This window comes from Ralstonia mojiangensis, assembly GCF_023955645.1.
GTDB classification, from domain to species: Bacteria; Pseudomonadota; Gammaproteobacteria; order Burkholderiales; family Burkholderiaceae; genus Ralstonia; species Ralstonia mojiangensis.
Genome location: NZ_JAMXHU010000004.1, coordinates 115105 through 133098, shown reverse-complemented (window position 1 = coordinate 133098; position 17994 = coordinate 115105). Strand labels below are relative to the sequence as shown.

The 17994-nt window shown below is 57.3% G+C and carries 21 protein-coding genes; 7 read left to right on the top strand and 14 right to left on the bottom strand.

What is annotated here, in order from left to right; genetic code table 11:
- Positions 1–2: 2 nt before the first annotated feature.
- From sctS to NG898_RS17175, 13 genes are all read right to left on the bottom strand, one after another.
- Positions 3–257 carry a type III secretion system export apparatus subunit SctS gene (gene sctS / locus NG898_RS17235; protein ID WP_252693586.1) on the bottom strand — a complete coding sequence of 85 codons (255 nt, stop codon included), beginning with the start codon at positions 255–257 and terminating at the stop codon, positions 3–5.
- Positions 258–261: 4 nt separating this feature from the next.
- Positions 262–957, bottom strand: coding sequence for an EscR/YscR/HrcR family type III secretion system export apparatus protein (locus NG898_RS17230; protein WP_252693585.1), 696 nt, complete (start codon positions 955–957; stop codon positions 262–264).
- Positions 954–1871 (bottom strand): FliM/FliN family flagellar motor switch protein, encoded by a 918-nt coding sequence (locus NG898_RS17225; RefSeq protein WP_252693584.1) that lies wholly within the window; start codon positions 1869–1871, stop codon positions 954–956. Before NG898_RS17225 ends, NG898_RS17230 begins: the two co-directional genes overlap by 4 nt.
- The gene (locus NG898_RS17220; protein ID WP_252693583.1) at positions 1868–3076 is read right to left on the bottom strand and encodes a SpaN/EivJ family type III secretion system needle length determinant; all 1209 of its coding nucleotides are present in this window, start codon (positions 3074–3076) and stop codon (positions 1868–1870) included. The genes NG898_RS17225 and NG898_RS17220 overlap by 4 nt, the downstream gene beginning before the upstream one ends.
- Positions 3073–3534 carry a hypothetical protein gene (locus NG898_RS17215; protein WP_252693582.1) on the bottom strand — a complete coding sequence of 154 codons (462 nt, stop codon included), beginning with the start codon at positions 3532–3534 and terminating at the stop codon, positions 3073–3075. The genes NG898_RS17220 and NG898_RS17215 overlap by 4 nt, the downstream gene beginning before the upstream one ends.
- Positions 3518–4825: a FliI/YscN family ATPase gene (locus NG898_RS17210; RefSeq protein ID WP_252693581.1), complete on the bottom strand. Its 1308-nt coding sequence runs from the start codon at positions 4823–4825 to the stop codon at positions 3518–3520. The genes NG898_RS17215 and NG898_RS17210 overlap by 17 nt, the downstream gene beginning before the upstream one ends.
- On the bottom strand, positions 4822–5226 hold the full coding sequence (locus NG898_RS17205) for an InvB/SpaK family type III secretion system chaperone (RefSeq protein ID WP_252693580.1): 405 nt from the start codon (positions 5224–5226) through the stop codon (positions 4822–4824). The genes NG898_RS17210 and NG898_RS17205 overlap by 4 nt, the downstream gene beginning before the upstream one ends.
- A gap of 8 nt (positions 5227–5234) precedes the next feature.
- Complete coding sequence (locus NG898_RS17200) at positions 5235–7310, bottom strand: EscV/YscV/HrcV family type III secretion system export apparatus protein (protein ID WP_252693579.1); 2076 nt, start codon at positions 7308–7310, stop codon at positions 5235–5237.
- Between the two features lie 27 nt (positions 7311–7337).
- The gene (locus NG898_RS17195) at positions 7338–7643 is read right to left on the bottom strand and encodes a hypothetical protein (RefSeq protein ID WP_252693578.1); all 306 of its coding nucleotides are present in this window, start codon (positions 7641–7643) and stop codon (positions 7338–7340) included.
- A complete protein-coding gene (locus NG898_RS17190; RefSeq protein WP_252693577.1) occupies positions 7636–8658 on the bottom strand; it encodes an HrpJ domain-containing protein in 1023 nt (340 codons plus the stop codon). The genes NG898_RS17195 and NG898_RS17190 overlap by 8 nt, the downstream gene beginning before the upstream one ends.
- Before the next feature lie 85 nt (positions 8659–8743).
- Positions 8744–10456 (bottom strand): type III secretion system outer membrane ring subunit SctC, encoded by a 1713-nt coding sequence (sctC, locus tag NG898_RS17185; RefSeq protein WP_252693576.1) that lies wholly within the window; start codon positions 10454–10456, stop codon positions 8744–8746.
- 360 nt (positions 10457–10816) lie between these two features.
- Positions 10817–11605, bottom strand: a complete 789-nt coding sequence (locus NG898_RS17180; protein ID WP_252693575.1) for a helix-turn-helix domain-containing protein — start codon at positions 11603–11605, stop codon at positions 10817–10819.
- On the bottom strand, positions 11584–11910 hold the full coding sequence (locus tag NG898_RS17175; protein ID WP_252693574.1) for a hypothetical protein: 327 nt from the start codon (positions 11908–11910) through the stop codon (positions 11584–11586). Before NG898_RS17175 ends, NG898_RS17180 begins: the two co-directional genes overlap by 22 nt.
- A 249-nt stretch (positions 11911–12159) precedes the next feature.
- Here NG898_RS17175 and NG898_RS17170 point away from each other — a divergent pair, with 249 nt between their 5' ends.
- From NG898_RS17170 to NG898_RS17145, 6 genes are all read left to right on the top strand, one after another.
- Positions 12160–13275 (top strand): PrgH/EprH family type III secretion apparatus protein, encoded by a 1116-nt coding sequence (locus tag NG898_RS17170; RefSeq protein ID WP_252693573.1) that lies wholly within the window; start codon positions 12160–12162, stop codon positions 13273–13275.
- A gap of 128 nt (positions 13276–13403) precedes the next feature.
- On the top strand, positions 13404–13697 hold the full coding sequence (locus NG898_RS17165) for an EscF/YscF/HrpA family type III secretion system needle major subunit (protein ID WP_252693572.1): 294 nt from the start codon (positions 13404–13406) through the stop codon (positions 13695–13697).
- Positions 13698–13832: 135 nt separating this feature from the next.
- Positions 13833–14162: a type III secretion system inner rod subunit SctI gene (gene sctI, locus NG898_RS17160; protein WP_252693571.1), complete on the top strand. Its 330-nt coding sequence runs from the start codon at positions 13833–13835 to the stop codon at positions 14160–14162.
- On the top strand, positions 14162–14902 hold the full coding sequence (gene sctJ / locus NG898_RS17155; protein WP_252693570.1) for a type III secretion system inner membrane ring lipoprotein SctJ: 741 nt from the start codon (positions 14162–14164) through the stop codon (positions 14900–14902). Before sctI ends, sctJ begins: the two co-directional genes overlap by 1 nt.
- Complete coding sequence (locus tag NG898_RS17150) at positions 14899–15501, top strand: hypothetical protein (protein ID WP_252693569.1); 603 nt, start codon at positions 14899–14901, stop codon at positions 15499–15501. Before sctJ ends, NG898_RS17150 begins: the two co-directional genes overlap by 4 nt.
- Entirely contained in the window at positions 15485–16183 is a 699-nt protein-coding gene (locus NG898_RS17145) for a hypothetical protein (RefSeq protein ID WP_252693568.1), read from the top strand. The genes NG898_RS17150 and NG898_RS17145 overlap by 17 nt, the downstream gene beginning before the upstream one ends.
- Positions 16184–16247: 64 nt before the next feature.
- Here the strand turns inward: NG898_RS17145 and NG898_RS17140 are convergent, their stop codons facing one another.
- Positions 16248–17237 carry a hypothetical protein gene (locus NG898_RS17140; protein ID WP_252693567.1) on the bottom strand — a complete coding sequence of 330 codons (990 nt, stop codon included), beginning with the start codon at positions 17235–17237 and terminating at the stop codon, positions 16248–16250.
- 183 nt (positions 17238–17420) lie between these two features.
- On the opposite strand from NG898_RS17140, the gene NG898_RS17135 reads away from it, so the two are divergent.
- Complete coding sequence (locus NG898_RS17135; protein WP_289813055.1) at positions 17421–17954, top strand: SycD/LcrH family type III secretion system chaperone; 534 nt, start codon at positions 17421–17423, stop codon at positions 17952–17954.
- The last annotated feature ends 40 nt before the right edge of the window (positions 17955–17994 follow it).

The following is a 17994-nucleotide window of genomic DNA, read 5'->3' as shown; positions in this document are numbered from 1 at the left end:
GCTTACCTGAGCGCCATCCGAAGGATATCGTCGCCGAAATTGAGAACGCGTGCGCCAAGCCAGCCTGCAATCAAATACAGGCAAAGACACACCGAAAGTAGCTTGATGCCGAACGGCAGACTTTGCTCTTGCAAATGCGTCACGGCCTGCACCAGTGCGACGCTAAGACCCACCAGTGTCGCGACAGCAATCGGAATGGCCGACAGTGCAACGATCAGGAAGAGCGCTCGGTCTGCGGCATGAAGTAAATCGCTCATATGGTTACCTTGCCAGATCGATATACTGAAGAATCAGGCCTTTCACGAGCTTTTCCCATCCATCCATCAGAACGAAAAGAATCAACTTGATAGGCAGCGCGATCGTGACCGGACTCATCATCATCATGCCCAACGCCAGCAAGATGTTCGATACGAGCATGTCGACGACCAGAAACGGCAAGTAAATATAAAAACCAATCTTGAAAGCGCTCTTCAGTTCGCTGAGTGCGTAGGCGGGAAGCAGGGCGAGAACCGACGCTTGTTCGACATCAACGCTTTCTACGTCACGTCTGGCGCGAGGGACATCATCACCGGCCGCATTTTCACGCAACTGTGCATCCTGTAGCTCGGTAAAGAAATCCACCAGCTCAGGTTCGGCGTACTTTGCCAGGTACTTTCTGTAGGCACCGAGTCCCTCATCGAGAAATGCGTGCACTGACGCCTGATTCGAAAAATCGACGTGATGCTCGTTGTAGTACTGATGCACCTGGTTGAATATCGGCATCATGACGAAAGCCGACATGATGAGGGCCAGTCCGTTGAGGGCCAGATTCGACGGGACTTGCTGCAAGCCAATCGCGTTTCGCAGGAGCGAAAACACGATGGAGAACTTGATGAAGCAACTTCCCACGGCCAGGATGAACGGCAGCAGCGTGGCGAACGCGAGTGTTGCAATAAGTATGACGGGGTTCTGCGTCATGATCCCACGCCGGATTCATTGGGAGTCTTCATGATTTCGACGCCAAACGATTCTCCGATGCGAACCAACTCGCCTTGGGCGAGCCGCACGCCTCCCGCGACCAAATCGACCTGAGGTGTGAAGTGCGCCAACGGGATGGTCATCCCCTCCTGTAGTGCGGCGATGTCCCCCACGGACATCGTACGTTTGCTAAGAACGAACGTAATCGTCACGGGCAAATCATCGAGCACGGTGCTTGCCGCCGGCATGATCTCGGATTCACCGTCGCAGCGGCTGGCGTCGTCGTTGGTGTTTTGGCGCTCATCGAGCATCAAATAATCTCCAAAGAAATGAAAAGAAAATAATGAGGTGGCGCCTGAGGACAGCACGCCGGCCTCAGGTGGAAGTCGCAGCACGTCACCCCGGGAGATCCCGGCAATTGCAGAGGCGGGAAGCACCACTTTTCCGAGAAGCCATTGCACATCGACGGGAAGGGTCGGATGTAACGGCGCCGGAATGTGAAACAACCTGGGCAACGCTTCGAGATATAGATCGAAGGGGCCCGTATAAATCAGTGCTTTGGGTGTGGCGAAATCGTCCTTCTGCGCAAAACCGCACACGTGCCGCCACAGAAATTCCTCCGATGGCGATGGCAGCCCTTGCGCCGAGAAGGCATCGACCACGAGCAGTTCGGCGAGGTCGCGATCGACTTGTTCTGCAGGAATCGACGCGTCGCCAAGCCAGAAGTCGACTAGTTGTTGTAGCGGCACGAAGACTCGAAGCGTTTGGGCGCCGCACTCGGCCTCCAGCGAGATATAGTCAGTACCCGCGCTCAGCCGCGTTGCACGAACTCCCTGTAGCCGGGCGGCCAAGATCGAATTGCGCATTTCGATCATGGCGGGATCGACCTGACGAAGCTTGAGATCCCGACTCATGACTCTTGCTCTTCGAATGGCACCTGCGGTTTTCCACGTCGTTGACGTTCCTGTGCGCTGTCGGAAGCCGCAAGCGCCAAGGGGGATTCAAGGTGAATCGGCATTGCTGTGGTCTTTTTCCCCGCGTCCGTCGACTTTTTTTCCATGCCGGCACGAAGGGCGTTGTGCACGCGTGAATCCGATGGGGTAGCCACGATGGAACGCCCGAATTGCGCGCCGTCGAGATTAAGCTTGACCGCGGCGTCAGCGCCCCAGGACGTGAAGCGATAGGTGACCTCATACGTCTCGCTTCCATTGCCCGATTCGACAGGCGTCGGTTCGACGGGGGCTTGCGAAGCGGCTTTGATCTGTTGCCGCACCGTTCGGGGCTGGGGCCGCTCCTGCGGAGCGTCATGATCCATGGTCATGGGGGTGACGGCCAACGAGTGTTTCGGGACTCGCGCGCCCACAACAGGCGTATGCACCTTTTCCTCATTCGCATGCCAATTCTTGGTCGCCTCGTCCCGAGCGGCGGTGTGATGACGCCCGCGTTCGCTCCCCGTTCCCAGTTCGGCCACATGGTGCTCGTGCATCGCCGCGACATCGGCCTGAAGCTCTGCCTCGTCGATTTGCGATGCGCGTCTAACGGGGCGTTGAACCAGCCCTGGACCGTGTGAGCGAACGCGCGCGGACTTGGCACTGCTGTGGGATACCTTTTCCACAGGTTGCTCGTGCCTCGGCGACTCGCCGCTTCTTTCCGGTGCTACACGGGGCGCTGGGGTCGGGAGAGACCCCATCGTCAACTGTTGAGACGCGTTGCCGACAACGCCGTTGAACCCGTCGAACGGCAATGTTGCCATCTGCCGGGAAGTGTCCTCACCGGCTGGCGCACCCGTGGCGCTGTGGCATGCCGTTGGGGCCGTCGGCCCCGACGCGGCGTGGTAAAGCGGGATGTCGATATGCATCGGAAGTGCCAGTGGCGCCTTCCATTCATCTTCATCGTCGTCCAGTTCGAGGGGAATGGACGCGCTCACATAGAACCTGAAAACGAGCGTGTTCGTGTCCGCATCCGTGTCTGTCGATACTGCTTGTGGGAGATCGCGCAACTGACTTTCGGACATCTGTACGACGGCCGCCCGCACTCGCTCAGGGAGTTCAGGCGTGGACGCCGCGTCGCCTACGAAGAGGTCGCCACACTGTGACGCGCGTGCTGTGTCAAATTTCATACCGGAACACCTGCGGAACCATCGATTTCTTCTTGAAGATGCATGCTGATTGTTTCCTCTCTATGCCAAAGGCGAGAGACGTGTTCGAGCTTGTCGCGTTCGCGATGGGCGCGTGCGACCGCGGATTGAGCGATTGACGCCTCTTGCACCGCAACCTCGATATTCGAACGCAACTGGACTCGCGATAGCGAGAGATCTACGCGTTGAATATCCAACATGCTGGCGCGGCGGCGGAGCGAAAACAGGCCGTTCCTGTCCGTAAAGCCGCGATGCTTTTCGAATAGCGATTCCCGCTCGCGATCCAGTTGAGCAATGCGATGCTGGGTATCTTCGAGTTGCTGCTTTAGCGCCCGAACATGGGCGCGTGCACGCTGCAAGTCATTAAGTGCGCCGCGCATGCGAATCTGCCCCAATCCATGCAGCGCCTTTAACTGGGCGCGCTTATCCCGTGAGTGCATGCAGTCCCTCTAATGTGCTGCCGAAGGTGACGTAGTCATCGATGCTCTGCATTAACCATGCATCGATCTCGAGTCTGGCTTCCAACAAGGCGTCAACCTCGGCGTCCTGACCGGATTGGTACTCGCCAAGGTCGAGCGCCAATTGAAGATCCGCCAGCTTCGCCAGCTTGCTGCGTAACCCGGAGGCCGCACCGTGATGCTGGGCGTCTACGATCTGAGTCATGACCCGGCTTACGCTTTTCAACGTGTCAATGGCAGGGTAATGACCTCGCTCGGCCAGCTTGCGAGAAAGGTAAATATGTCCATCGAGAATCGAGCGAACTTCCTCTCCGATGGGATCCCCCAGATCTTCGTCTTCCAGCAATACGGTGTAGAACGCTGTGATCGCCCCCTGGTCGAGTGCGCCAGGGCGCTCCAGAAGTGCGGGAAGCGCGTCAAAGACCGAGGCTGGGAAGCCACGCCGGGCGGGTGGTTCGCCTGCAGACAACGCGATATCGCGCAGTGCGCGCGCGTAGCGCGTAATGGAGTCAACGATCAGAAGAACGTTAAGTCCGGCGTCGCGATAGCGCTCCGCGATTGCCGTTGCCAAATGCGCGGCGTTGCGGCGCTCGGCGGCAGGGCGGTCCGAAGTGCTGCACACGAGGATCGTTTGGGCTCGCTTGTCCTCGGGAATGCCGTGGTCGATGAATCCACTCGCTTCGCGCCCCCGCTCGCCGACCAGGGCCACGACGTAGACGTCGGCCTTTGCGTGGGCGATCAACATCGACATCAGCGTTGTCTTCCCGCCGCCTGCACCGGCGAAGATGCCCATGCGTTGTCCGATACCGCAGGTGAGAAGTCCATCGATGGCCCGCACGCCCGTCTCGAAGACGTGCGCGATGCGGCGACGGCGCGCGAGCGCCGGAGGGGCTGCATCGAGATCCAGCGAGTCGTTTCGTGCCAGCCGGTAATTCGGCGGCGCCAGTCTTGCTATCACGCAGCCTTCGCCGTCGATCGCGGTACCCAATGCGTCCTCAGGCAACTGCGGCATCGCTCTGCGTCCAGACGGGACGACCCACGCTCCACGCGGAATGTCTTGCGTATTGCCGAGAATGCTCAGAATGGCATCCTGCTGGTTGAAGCCGATGGTCTGTGCCTGGCAAAACCGCGTTGCCGGTTGGTGCGGATCGCTTACTACATCGCACCGCTCACCAATGAATGTCCGACGCAGCGGGGCATGAATGACCGAACCATGAAGTTTGGACAGTTGAGCGCTATGACGTATCCATAATGAACAACGATGCTTGTTCATGCTCTGGCGACCTCGCACAGTTGACGGGCTCGTTCGTAAAACCCATCAAGTGATTGAGAGAATTCTCTACCGCCTCGCAGGTGCGAATCCGCGACGACTGCTGTCAGATAGAGGTCGCCGTTGTCTTCGAGCAAAGAAACGGTGTGGTGGCGTGCCCACAGTGCTTTAGGTGCAACCAAATCGAGAATTACCGTGGTAGGACAATTCCGCAGGTTGACAACCTGCTCGGAAAGACAGCACGACAGCACGACGGCGTCGTCCACGGCTTCGATGCAGATGGTCGGGACCTCGTTGAAGTTAAGTTCCACTGCGGAATGCGGATCTAATTCCTCGGTTAGTTTGTCGATGCAATTCGCCTGAGTGAGCGCTTCCTTGATAAGCGAAATGAGGTCGAAGTTCATGAAATCACCTATACGGCGTGGATAACATTGATGAGAGATTGGTCGGTGATTTCCGTGTAGGAAAGCACGTCGAGCTGCGGATATTGCTGTTCGATGACGCGTTTGACGAAGCGCCGCGTATCGGCAGACGTCAGGAGTACGATGTCGTCCAATGAAAGGTAGATACCTTTCAGGCGCGCCGATATCGCGTCGATAAGGGACTGCGTATCGTCTGGCGACAAGTTGGCGAAAACGCCGTTCGCCGTCTGCTGTACGGAGCGGCGTACCTTCTCTTCGTGTTCTGAAGAAAGCACCAGCACGTTCAGGCGACGACCGCGGCTGAACTTATCGGTGATATACCTTCCCAGCGTGCTGCGCACGTGCTCGCACAGCATGATGTTGTCTCTTTCTTTTGGCGCCCACTGCGCAATCGCTTCGAGAATGCCTTTCAGATTTCTGATGGAGATGCGCTCAAGTACGAGCCGCTGAAGCACATTCGCGATGCGTTGCACGGGAGCATTGCGAAGGCATTCCTTGACCAGCTCGGGATACTTGCCTTCCAACTGGTCGAGCAGGTTCTTTGCTTCCTGAATGCCGAAGATCTCGCCAATGTGGCGCGCAACGATGACGGAAAAGGTTTCGACCAGTTCTTCAACATCGGAGCGGGTGTAGAAGGAGGGCACTTCTTTTCGACGTTCGCGCTCGGCAGCGGATTCTTCGATCCAGTACGACGCATCTTTTCCATCGGATAGGTCGGTGAGCTCTGTGCCGCAAGCCAGTAGCATGTCCGCACCGTCGGTGACTTTGTGCTTGCCGAAGTTCACCCGAATTTCGCCTGCGCCGATTTCGTTGACGAGAATCAGGGCGCTATGGGGGCCTAAAGTGGCGCTTTCCTTAATCTCAACCTCTGGAATCTTGACGCCGAATTGTGTGAACACCTCGTGTTCGAGTTTCACGCCGAGACTGACGCGGGAGGCCCACGCTTTTTGACCAGACGGCAAAAGAACGGCCAACGCCACCGCCTCGGGCATCACGTCTCCCACCCCGGTTGTGGGACCATCGCCCGCACCGGCCCCTTTTACGCGTAACTCTTTGGCACCCGAGAGAGACTCGCCGGAACCTGTGGTGCCTTCGGCACTGAGCGCCTTGCGCCACCCTCCTTTGCGCACGACGAAAATGCCGACGAGGCCCATGGCAATCAGTGCGAACACCGCAAACGGAAAACCGGGAAGAAAGCCAGCCCCAATCGAGAGGGCGGCTGCGGTGAGCAGCACTTCGTTCTTGGCGCCGAGCTGCTTGAGAATCGTGGTACCCAGATTCTCGTCGTCCGCGTTCACACGCGTAACGATAAAGCCAGTAGCGATGGAGATGAGCAGCGCCGGGATCTGGGTGACCAGCCCGTCGCCGACCGTCAGGAGGGTATAGGTTTCTAACGCTTGACTGAAGCTGTCGCCGTTGCGCAGCACGCCAATGGCGACGCCGCCCAGAAAATTCACGAAGATGATGAGAATCCCGGCCAATGCGTCGCCCTTGACGAACTTGACCGCACCGTCGAGCGAACCATAGAGCTGAGACTCCTGTTCGAGCAGACGCCGTTGACTTCTCGCCTGGTCCCCATTGATTACGTTGGCTCGTAAGTCGGCATCAATGCTCATCTGTTTGCCGGGCAGTCCGTCGAGCGAGAAACGCGCGCACACTTCGGCCACGCGCTCCGACCCCTTAGTAATGACCATGAACTGCACGAGCGTCACGATGGCGAAGATCGTCATGCCGATCACGAGATCGCCGGCGATCACGAAGTGGCCGAAGCTCGCCACGATCGCGCCTGCATCGCCCTCGAGGAGAATCATGCGGCTGGTAGTGATCGATAGCGCGAGTCGGAACACGGTTGTGACGAGCAGCAACGCGGGAAACGAGGAAAACGAAACGATCGACTGGATGTGAAACGAACCCACGAAGATCAACGCGGCCGTGACCATGTTGACGGCGATCAGTGCGTCGATGAGCCACGTAGGTAATGGAATGATGAGCATCGCGATGATGGTCGTCATCAGAACCAGTACCAGCAACTCGGGCCGCATCAGGCGTTTAGAGATCATGTTCATAAGGGGCGGGGTGCGCGTGACGCTTTCTCAAATTTCGATGGCAGCGAGCGTCTCAAGCCAATGGGTGTCGGCCGGGCGACGGCGCCAGGTGCACAAGTACCGTGTTTCGCCAAAGGAGAGCACCTGACAATGGGACAGGTGCGTAGTCAGACGCGTCTGCATTTCAAATGGCGTGACATCGTCGACGGAAGAAGCGATTTCGCGCATGGCAATCAACACGTCGGCGCGGCGCTCGAGATATAGCGTGGCATTACCGCTACGGGCGCTGATGTGTTCCCCTTCGTGCATGGTTTGCGCATGCTCCAGCACCGCGAGCCAGGCGTCGTCAGCCATGGATTCCTCCGAGACGCGCGACGTTTCCCCTGCGATGCACAAAGACGCCGTCAACGGCGCTAAACAAAGCGCTCAAAAGCGCTTCCCGGTAAGCCAGGTCAGGAAAGAGCTCCACTGGCATGGCGGACATTGCGCGCAAGATTCGATTGACCCAGTCTGCAACGCTTTCCGCCCTGGCGAATTCCCGCCATCGCTGCAAACAATGCAGGAGCTGCCGGCAAGCGGCGTGGATGTCTACAAGGCTGGTGATCAGAAAATCGACCAGCACCTGATCGAATAGGTCCAGCTCAGCGCGCAATGCCACATGGCTTGGGTGTCCATGGCGTTCGCGGGAACTTGACAGCAGCAAATCGTCCGCAGACCGGATCAACCTTAATTGAAACAGCAAGTCGAGCAACGGCTGAAAGGCTTCTGGCGGATGTGATGGCGCTTCCGACGCGATGTCGGCGGCCAGGGCACATTCAAGAAACTCCAACGCCAGACCACGTCGCTCAAAACCGAACGTGTCGATGAGGTGACGATACGTAACGGCCTCACCGGAGTTCGCCCCAACTAAGATGCGATAGACGCGACGAAGATCTCTGCCGTCGATGTTCATCCGCGAAGCGAACGCGTTGACAACGTGACCGGTATTGAGACCGGCGCTTATCTTCGCCCGGCCGTATTCGCGAATCAATGCAGCCAGAGCCTCGTCGATCTCCGCTTTCGTTTTCGCGTCGATTTCCTCGTCCTCAAGGAGACCCGCGAGTACCAGTGCGAGCTCCTCCGGGGCCGGAAAGAGGTCGCGCGCTTGTTCGTAAGCGGCGCCGAAGTTTGCTCCGCCGCTTTGTATCATCGCGCGTATGCGACCTGCTTCGGCCCTCTGCGGGTCGGACATCGCGTCCCGGTGCTTAGACGGCCCTCCCTTCGCGGGCTTTTCCACGCGACGGACGGCCTGCCGTTGCGCCATGGCACTCAGCAGTGACGACAGATTGTCTTTGCCGGCAAGGAGCGATGTACGCACGTTCGGCGTCATGATCGGTTTGTTGCCGACCCCGGCGTTCCCAACGGGGCTCGGTTGCGCAACGGGGGGTACGGAAGCGACAGGTGTCGCGCCGACGTTACCCACGGACGCGCTCCACCTGAATCTTCAAAGCTTCCACTGCGTCCGTGATATCCACCGGCGTGCGCACGCGCTCGCGTTCGAAACGTGCGTCCTCGGCAAGCATGCGCGGTTGGATGAGGAAAAGGCGCACAGACTGCTGGTCGTTCGTGTTTCTAAACTGAAACAGCCGACCGAGCACGGGAATGTCGCCGAGCAGCGGAATCTTGTCGACGCCTTCCGTATTGTGGCTCTGCGTGTAGCCGCCGATCAGAAGGCTTTGCTCGTGCTGGACCCGAGCGACGGTTGAAATCTTGGTACTCGAAACGACGGGAAGATCAAGTCCCGAAGCCTTGGTCGGGGCATCGCTACTACCATCCTCGATCGTAAGCTCCATCTCGATGCGCCCATCCGGTGCTACGACGTGCGGCGTAACGCTGATCATGGTGCCGTACGTGAATTTTTCCAGTGCGGCAACACGTTCGCCTCTCACGCGCACGAGAAAGGTCTTGCTGTTGTCGAACACGGCCGGGCTGTTATCTTGAGCCAGCAAAATGGGGCGCGATACGATCCGAGCCTTTTTGTCTTGGCTTAACGCCGTCACCGATGCCATGAATTGCATGGTCTGCGACTGTGACAATGTGGCGGGCGTGTTGAAGCCCAGATTCACGGGGCCGACCTTGCCACTCGCGGACCAGGTGGCTCCGAGCACGTCGAAGTTACTTTTCTGAATGTCGATAACCCACAGTGACAGTTCCACCTGGTCTTTGGCGACATCGAGTTGATCAATCAGGCGGCGCGCCGTGGCGATCTGCTGCCCGGTACCCTCTAGCAGCAGACTATTGTTAGATGGATAGGCGACAATGTTCATCGGCGCTGAGTCTATGGCCGCAGTCGGTGGGGGATCGACAGGTTCCTGCGAGGGCCGTGCATTCGGCATGGCATTTGCCACAGGAAACGGCGGGGCAGGCGTACTGATGTCGAAAGGCGGCATTTCCCGCACGCCGGGAGGCAACGGAAGACCGCCTTCTCTTGAGGCATCGTCCTTGGACGGGGCCCCCGGGTTCTTTGGCGGGGCGACCGTCACAGACGCACCGCTTCCGAGGACCGATGCCAACACCTGCGCTAGCCCGGCCACAGACGACTGAACGCCTCGCTGCGTGAAGATTCGATCCCCGACCGAGACATGACGAATCTTCACCAATTCGATGTGGCGCTCGCTCCGCTGCGTGACTGCAGTTTGCGTGTGCAGCAGCGCGGCGGCGGCCTGCACGACCTCGACATACTTCGGTGGCCCCGACACATAGACGAAATCTGTCCCCACAGCATGCCTGATGGGGAATCGATTGTCGTAGAGCGCGGATTTTTTCAGCGATGACACCAGGCTGTCGACGGTGTCCGAGGCGACCGCCAGCATTGCAGAAGCGACTTCCGAGTTGTCGTACACATAGATGATCTGCCCGTCGAAGTACCAAATCAGGCCGAGACTCGACGTAACGCGCTCGATAAGCGCGAAAGGCTTGCGCAGATCGAATTCGCCGCTAATACGGTATTGGCGAGCCTTGTTGCTCAGCCGCGTGGCTTTGTGGATTTCCGAACCAATGGCCTTGAATAATTGTTCCACCGGCTCCTTGCGCGCAATGAAGCGTGCGCGCGAGGTGTCGCTAGCCGAAACGTCGATGTCGGTAGCCGAGGTCGAATGCACGGCATCAGCCCCGGCTGTCTGCGGCATGTCGGCGCTGGGCGCACAATAGGCGGACGCTGCAACGACAAAAAGTAGGAATCCGATACAACTATGTTTGATCGGAGTGGAATCTAAGAACATACGGCAGTTTTTATGGTCAATAGGTCGCGTAGCACTTGGGGGAGAATTCGGTGGGCATCCATCTGCAAGTGGCAGTGCACCTGCCAGGCCCGCCCGTCATAATGAAACTGGCAGTCGATCGCGGCGACCCATCGCAACCACCAGCATGACAATAGTGAGAGCACGTCGTCGACATCGCAGACCCCGTTGGGCGCAAAACATAGGCTCACGGAAATGGAGCCATCGGAATCGTCGCGGCGAACCTCAACGGCTTCTCCACGCAGGTCTTCAGAGCAAGAGATATCCTGCATTTCTCGCTGTCCTCGGTGTGAATCCGAAAAGCTGCTTGATATCGTTGCTGACGTGCGACGACGAGGTGTAGCCATTCTCCACAGCAATATCGAAGATCTTTCGATCGGTCTCGATGATTTCGAGTAGGGTACGCGCGGCACGCCAAGCACGAAGCCGTGCCTTAGTCGCTTGTCCAAGGGGGCGGCGGCACAGTCTGCGAAAGTGCGAATACGACAGGCCGTAGTTAACGCACAGCTCGTTCAGATGCGCGTAATCACCGCGGCTTTGCAGCAGGTATTTGGTGAGTGCATACGATTCCTGCCGGCGCAAATAGTGCAGGAGCACGTTGTCCGGCGAGCGCTGCATGACTTCCAGCACCAACCAATGACTTAGTCGGTCAGCGCTTTCCAGTGCGCCCGACGGGGCTGTCTGCAGGCAAATCGATTCGCTCGGTGGCATCTCCTCGATGTCCGGGTTCAGTGCGGCATCGATAAAAGCCAGAATGCAGCACAAATCCCCTTCAGGAACAACGCGATATTCGCGTTGGGTGTCCAATGTCGCTCGAAGCCGCTTGGCGCTGGCGATGACGGTACTCGCGCTGTCCAGTGCCACCGTACGCGCTTTTAGCGGACGTCCGTGAGCAGTGGTGAAGTGCATGTTGCAGGTATCCCCACCTAGCGCAAGCAGAAGGTCGCCGGCTCCGAAAACGACATTTTCCGCAAAGCCTGCGGGCGTAGTCGCGCTATCTTTCTCAGTCCGTTGAATCATTGTTTGTTCGTCGACCATATTTCGATCTCCCTCTCAAAGGTTCCGTCGGGACCGCTCGATGGCGTTGCACATTGCCCCAGATGTGTGGTCAGGCTCGGAATGTCACTACTGAATGCGATCGAACCGTCCCGATACCGGTACGAAATTTTTGCTTTGGCGATGGCGTGCGCCTCTAGGAACGGTGCTGTGCAATCGATGACTTTCTTGTTGAGTTCGCTTGCCATCGCTTCGCAGTCGATCATGAACGGGGTGCCACCGGTCGAGACGCAGCCGCCCAAGGAAAGGGCGAACGCTAAGGCGGAAATTGCGATCCGGATTCTCATATCCCTCCTCTCGTTCCCTTGAATGTTCAGTGGGCTCAATTATCGAAAAGTAAGACTCTCCACAAAATAAGACAATTCTGATAGTTGGGCTCTAGGGGCGCGGGTACATTCCCATATGACGTTCTGCCGACCGGGGCTGAGAGAGACGACCAATAGACTTCGAGCTCCCACCGGTCGGAGAAAGGCTTAACCAATTAGTCATGCGCGGTTCCTTGCGGCAAGCGGGGCGCCTGAATTCTCGGAGGCTTTTTGTTCGTACTGAAAGTGTTGAACGGCCCCCTGTTTGGGGCAGAGTTCGCGCTACCTGCCGAAGAGTGCTTTGTAAGGACGGTGGATCCGTATATCCGTGCGATCGATCCGGACGTTGAGCGTGCCGTGGACGTAATGGCACGCCACGAAGTACTGACCATTCCATTGTCGGGCCCATGCCCGGGCTTCATGCTGAAGCCGAAGGACGGCACACTGCATATCGAGGTTTTCGACCGAGAACGTGAAGTGGCTGAGCGGGAGGTCGAGCTCAATGTCGCTATCGCGATCGGTGCGCTTCGTATCGCCCTTCGTCGCGTGACCGACGTGTGGTCCGATGCCGTTCTCCAAGATTGCCGAACTAGCGGCGCTCCCGTAGGGCATGACAGCGGACGAACGCGGATGTTTGCGTGTATCGGTTTGACCGTTATCTTGATCGTGGCAGCTCTCGCTACGATGTGGCATCTATCCTGGCCAATGGCCTCGGCTGATGACTCGGTTCATCGTCTGACTGGCTCTCATGGTGTGGTTCTGGAAAGCGCTACAGGCAAGCCGTATGTGGTCGCTCACAGCGTTGAAGCGGCAGGCGTGATTCGCCGAGCCATTCAAAAGTCTGGCAGTCCGGTCGACGTGAAGGTGGTGACCCGTCGGCAAGTGATCGATGCCATTGAGCGGGTGCTCGAGGGGGCCGGTATTCCCTATTTCTCCGTGGCTTTGTCAGACCCGCAGCGACCGGTACTGACGTTGCCGACCCATCTCCCTGATGGGGTGAAGGCCAAACTCGGCAATGCAATCGGCTATACCCACAACGTCGAAGTGCGTCTTCGTAGCGAGCTAGATGCACAGCGCGCGGCGAGGGATCTCGTGCGGGATCTTGGGTTGACGGCCAGCTACAGCGCGACATCCGACCGGTTCACGGTTTCGATAAATGACCACTTGAGCGATACGGAGCTGGACGCGCTGGGAGACGCTCTGTATGCGTTCCGAAAAAACTGGGGGGCGCGATACGTGCAATTTTTTGTCAACCAACGCGATCTTTCTCAAATTGACGGAATTAAAACCGGGCACTTCGGATACGAATTGCGCGGAGTGCGGCATTTATTTTTTGGGGGGCGATAAATAATGTAGATGACGGATTTGCGAGGAATTAGCATGTCTTGTCGGTTTAAATGGATGAAAAATTTTCCTGGGGCATGCGTGACGTTTTTTTTGACATAAGTAGTAAGGTAAATTTTTAGAGGTTGATGATGGCTGACGCCAGCGGTATTTTCATTAATAAAATCTTCGATGAGTTCTCGAACGCTACGATTGAGGTCGATGTCATTGGAGAGGACGGGAAAACAACAAAGCAGACAAGAAGCTTCTTCCAGCACCTCGAAGATCAGATCAAGGCGCTGGGTGAGGGGGATAGTAGTAATCCGCAGAAGCTTGCGATGTATCAAAAGGCGATGATGATGTTCACTGTGCATACCAATACACAGGCGTCGACGATTAAAGGTATCGGCGATATGGACAAGGGTATTATTCGCGATTTTAACTAAAAACAGACTATTGCTTAGAGGGCGCCGTTTTTCGGGGTCTTCTATGCGGCATGGTGAAGCCACGTACTGCGGCATTGTTTTGATATTTCAACCGAGACTATCGTTTTTAAGATGTCACATATTAGTGGGCCAGTGATGGCGTTGACGGCAGTGTCGGATGCAAAAGCCGGCGCAGGGCGGCAGTCGCTTGATGGGCGAATGCAAAGTGAGTTCGTCAAGCTTCCGAAAGTCGACTCGGTCGACGATTCCCCTGAAGGGCGAATGCTGAATGCGTTCGCTCAATACTCGGAAGTCGCGTCGAGTCGTCTGGATCGTATCGGCGAGGTCGGACGCGGTGGCTCCGATGACCCCATGCGACTATTGAAGGTGCAGGCGGAGCTCACGAACTTTCATATCGAGATGTCGTTGAGCAGTGCACTCGCGCGCAAGGGCGTTGCGGTCGTTGAAACTCTGGTGAAGGCTTGATGGACACCCTGGGTCGCGGTCGTCTCGTGGCGGTCGCGATGTCTTTACTTCTGCTGTTGGCGCTTGCGGCGTGTCGCACTGAGCTGCTGACCGGTCTGAGCCAGCGACAGGCGAATGAAGCCATCGCGCTCTTGCAGCGTCATGACATCGAAGCGCGGAAGAAAGAGTTGGGGAAAGGGCGCTACAAGATTGAAGTCGACAGTGCCGACTTCCCTGACGCAGTCGGTTTGCTCGATCGGCATGGGTTGCCGCGGCGTGACGATGTGTCGATCGCGGACCTTTTCCCGACGGATTCGCTCGTCAACTCACCTGCGGCCGAGCGTGCACGCCTGATCTCGGGCATCGAGCATCGACTGGAGCAGACCATTCAGTCGATCGAGCGTGTGCTTTCCGCTCGAGTACACATTAGCTATCCGCTCTCGGACCGAAGTCATTCGGGGCAAGCGATGCATGCGTCCGTGATGGTCACCTACGACGGTCCTCAAGATGACGCGATCCTGATTCAACGCCTGAAACAACTGCTTAAGAACAGTTTCGACGCGTTGAGCTTCGACAATATTTCCATTGTCGTATTCCAGGCGCGTGAAATGCAGCCGACGCCGCTTGCCCATTCGCAGGCGCTTTGGTCGGCAGGGGGGCGTTGGCTGCCTATCGTCCTTTCGGTGGTCGCGGCGAGTGTGGTGGTCGGTGTCGTGTTCTGGCGACGTAGGAGGCCGGCAAATCAGGTCGCATCGCGATGACTTCAAGTGCACTGATCCACGTTCTCTACGATCCGGTCAGTTGGAGCGATCCCGAGTGGCTCGCCCGCTTTGGCGTGGATGCTCGTTGGCCTCGGCGCTTTGCCAATCGCGTCATGCTGCGTCGCGCCGAACTGTCGAATGTTCGGCGTGAGGATTGCGATGGCGCGCTCGTCAGGTGGCTGGTTTCGCATTGGGCGCACCTCCCTTCGGTGGCCTACCTCGCCGGGGCGCGATTGGCTCGACAACAGCTCGCTGCGGGAAATGGCCTGACGAAGCTTCAATTCAACGCGCTCGGTTTCCTGTCGCTGCCTATTCCGCTTCTTGATCGAACGGTGCTGCTCGGTCGCCGGCCCGCGCCGCCAGTGCAAAGCGGTGTCGATGCGGATCAGCTTGCGCTGGCAAGCGGAGCAAGTTGTGTTGCGATCGCGACCCGAGCACTGTCGCCTGGTTGGCAGCAGCGAATCCGTCTGAGATTGCCGTGCTCATGTGGTTGGCGAACCGACGCCGACAGTGGAGGGGCGGACATTGGTCTTGCCCCGAGCGTTGCATTCAAGCTGCTGCAATCTTCCATCCATTTTTATCATGCTGAGAACCATTGAAGATCCGTGCCGCGCTTCCTTCTCCGACACGGAAGGGAGGAGCGGGGGACGGACACGGTCTTTATCCGCGCTAATCAAGCGACCGGAAATTGATCATGCGCGTATCGCCGCCGACGTGTTGTCGCAAGCAGAGGAGCAGGCGTCCACCGTGATCGCCTGTGCTGAGCGAGATGCTGTCGCAATACGCGCAAATGCATTTCGTGAAGGCGTGGCCGAGGGTATGGCGGCTGCGCTTGCGCCCATGGCTACGATGGTGTCGCAGTGGGAGGCGGTGCATCGGGCATTGCGGGACAAGATCGTTAGCGCTTTGGAAGACTGCGTCGAAGACTTGTTTAAGAACGATCAGGTGCTGAGCGCGTTGCTAGACGTCATATTGAGCGAGCGTTTACCCCAGGAGCCCGGGGGCGTACGCGTCTGTGCGCCGTCGGTGGAGGCTATTCCCGCATTGCTGTCCCGATGCGAGATGCTCGGCGTTTCCGCTTCTGTGGAACTGGGCCGAGAGGCGGGCACCTTTTCGGTGGAGTGGGGGGGGCACGTATGGAAGGCGCATTTCGCGGATGTTAAGGCGCTTGTTCTGAGTCAATCTCTGCAGGGCATCGTCGTGCCTGAGGCTTCTGAGGTCCGGGAAGAATGCCGGGCGGCATTGATCGACGCTGCCGAGCGGCTTCTCCAAGATCACTAGCGGCGCCGCAAGAGTGACGGCGCCGTTCTCGCCACAAGGGAGAGCGGTGACCGGCGTCACCGTCTTATAGAAATGCAAGCAGCAGGTCTTTCATTGACGACCAATGGGTCGTACTCGCTGTCCTCAGGGTGTCCAGGTACTTGAATGCTCGTTCCATTTCGTGATTGAGCACCTCGACGTCGGTCTGATGAATCTTTTGAACTTCTTGATAGGCCAGTTGCAAGTTCTGCCACTGGTAGGAGTTGCATTTGCTGCCGAGGACGTTCTTCATATTCGCAGCAACTTCAAAGAGTGGCCTGTTGTTCTCCAAAGCTTGAATAACTGTGTCCGGTGCATTGACAGCTCGTGCGATCGGGATGAGTTTGGAAAATGAAACTCGAACCTCAAATCGACCGCCCTCCTGATCTGCAGACTTAACGACTCGAACCGTTCCTCCGCTGAATCGTCCTGCGACCCTATCGGCTTCTTCCTTCGTGTCGAACGACCCAATAACACCGCGGCTACCGCTCCATCGATGGCAGTGCGCTTCCAGCTCCTTCAGGATTTCCACGCCGTGAAGGTGGTGTTTTCCATCGGCCTCGGACTTGACGAGGCTATTGATCGTCGTGACGAGGTCGCTAAGCGACACGATGTATCTCGTGTAGCTCTCCACCAAGTCCAATTTGCTTCCGGCCATGCGGGTTCTCGCCCATTCGAGGACTTTGTCGAACGCGTCGCGGCGAGCCGCTTCCTGCGGGGGGGGATTCTCGAGGTGCTCGACGAGACGAGGGAGATGAGTGTTCAGTTTTTGTATAACTTTTGCGCGCGAGCCAATCAGCGCTACGGTGCTCTCCATCAAGTCGCGGTTTGGACTTGAATTATCGTAAGGTTTGTGCTGATCGAATTCGATTGAAGTTACAGCGTTTTCGATTAATAGCATGGCAGATTTAAATGACTCAAACTCTTCTGTCTCGCTGTTGTGGAGAGGCTCCGTGTCATCGTGCGGGGGGCTCAGTGGCGCGTACTTTGAAGCAAGGATGAAATTGGATGCGTGAAATGATATGGCTTGAGTCATGATTAAGGCATATTAATAAAGTAGTTGTAGGGTGACGCGTTACTGGTGTGCGTGTTTGCAAAAAATGAGCCAGTAATCGTCATATTTTTTGTGCCACAGGGTGAGGCATGGTGGTGGCCAATTTTTGTAACTTAAATTTCGGGCTGCCAAGTATCTTGCGCAGCTAAGCAAGGAGTAATCGGTATGAATCAGTCAGAATCAATGGACAGGCAGCCAAGTGCCGTTGAGCCGTTTCCTTCCATGAGCGAGGAGCAGCTGGAGGCGTTATTTGATCGAGTTCTCGAGGGCGTTCAGGAGGGGGCTACCTTCAAGGACATGTATGGAATTTCCAGTGAGACGATGGAGGAAATCTACGCGCAAGCGTACGGCTTCTACCAGCAGGGTCGCCTGGATGAGGCCGAATCGTTGTTTCGCTTTCTGTGTGTCTACGACTTCCATAACGCCGACTACGCGTTGGGGCTGGCGGCCGTCTTTCAATTGAAAGAGCGGTACGACAAGGCGCTGGATGTTTATGCAATGGCATACACGATCGGCGGCGGTCGCGATGAGCGAGCCATGTTTTATGCGGGCGAGTGCAATTTGCTTCTTCGCAGGCTGGGCAAAGCCCGTCGCTGTTTTGAGACCGTACTCGAAGATGCCGGTGATTCGCGGTTCGCGGCCAAGGCGCAAGCTTATCTGGATGCGTTGGCGGGCGGGAGTAACGGCAGGTGTGATTGACGAGGATCTGGAGTGAATAAATCGTGGTAGCGCAGAGTGT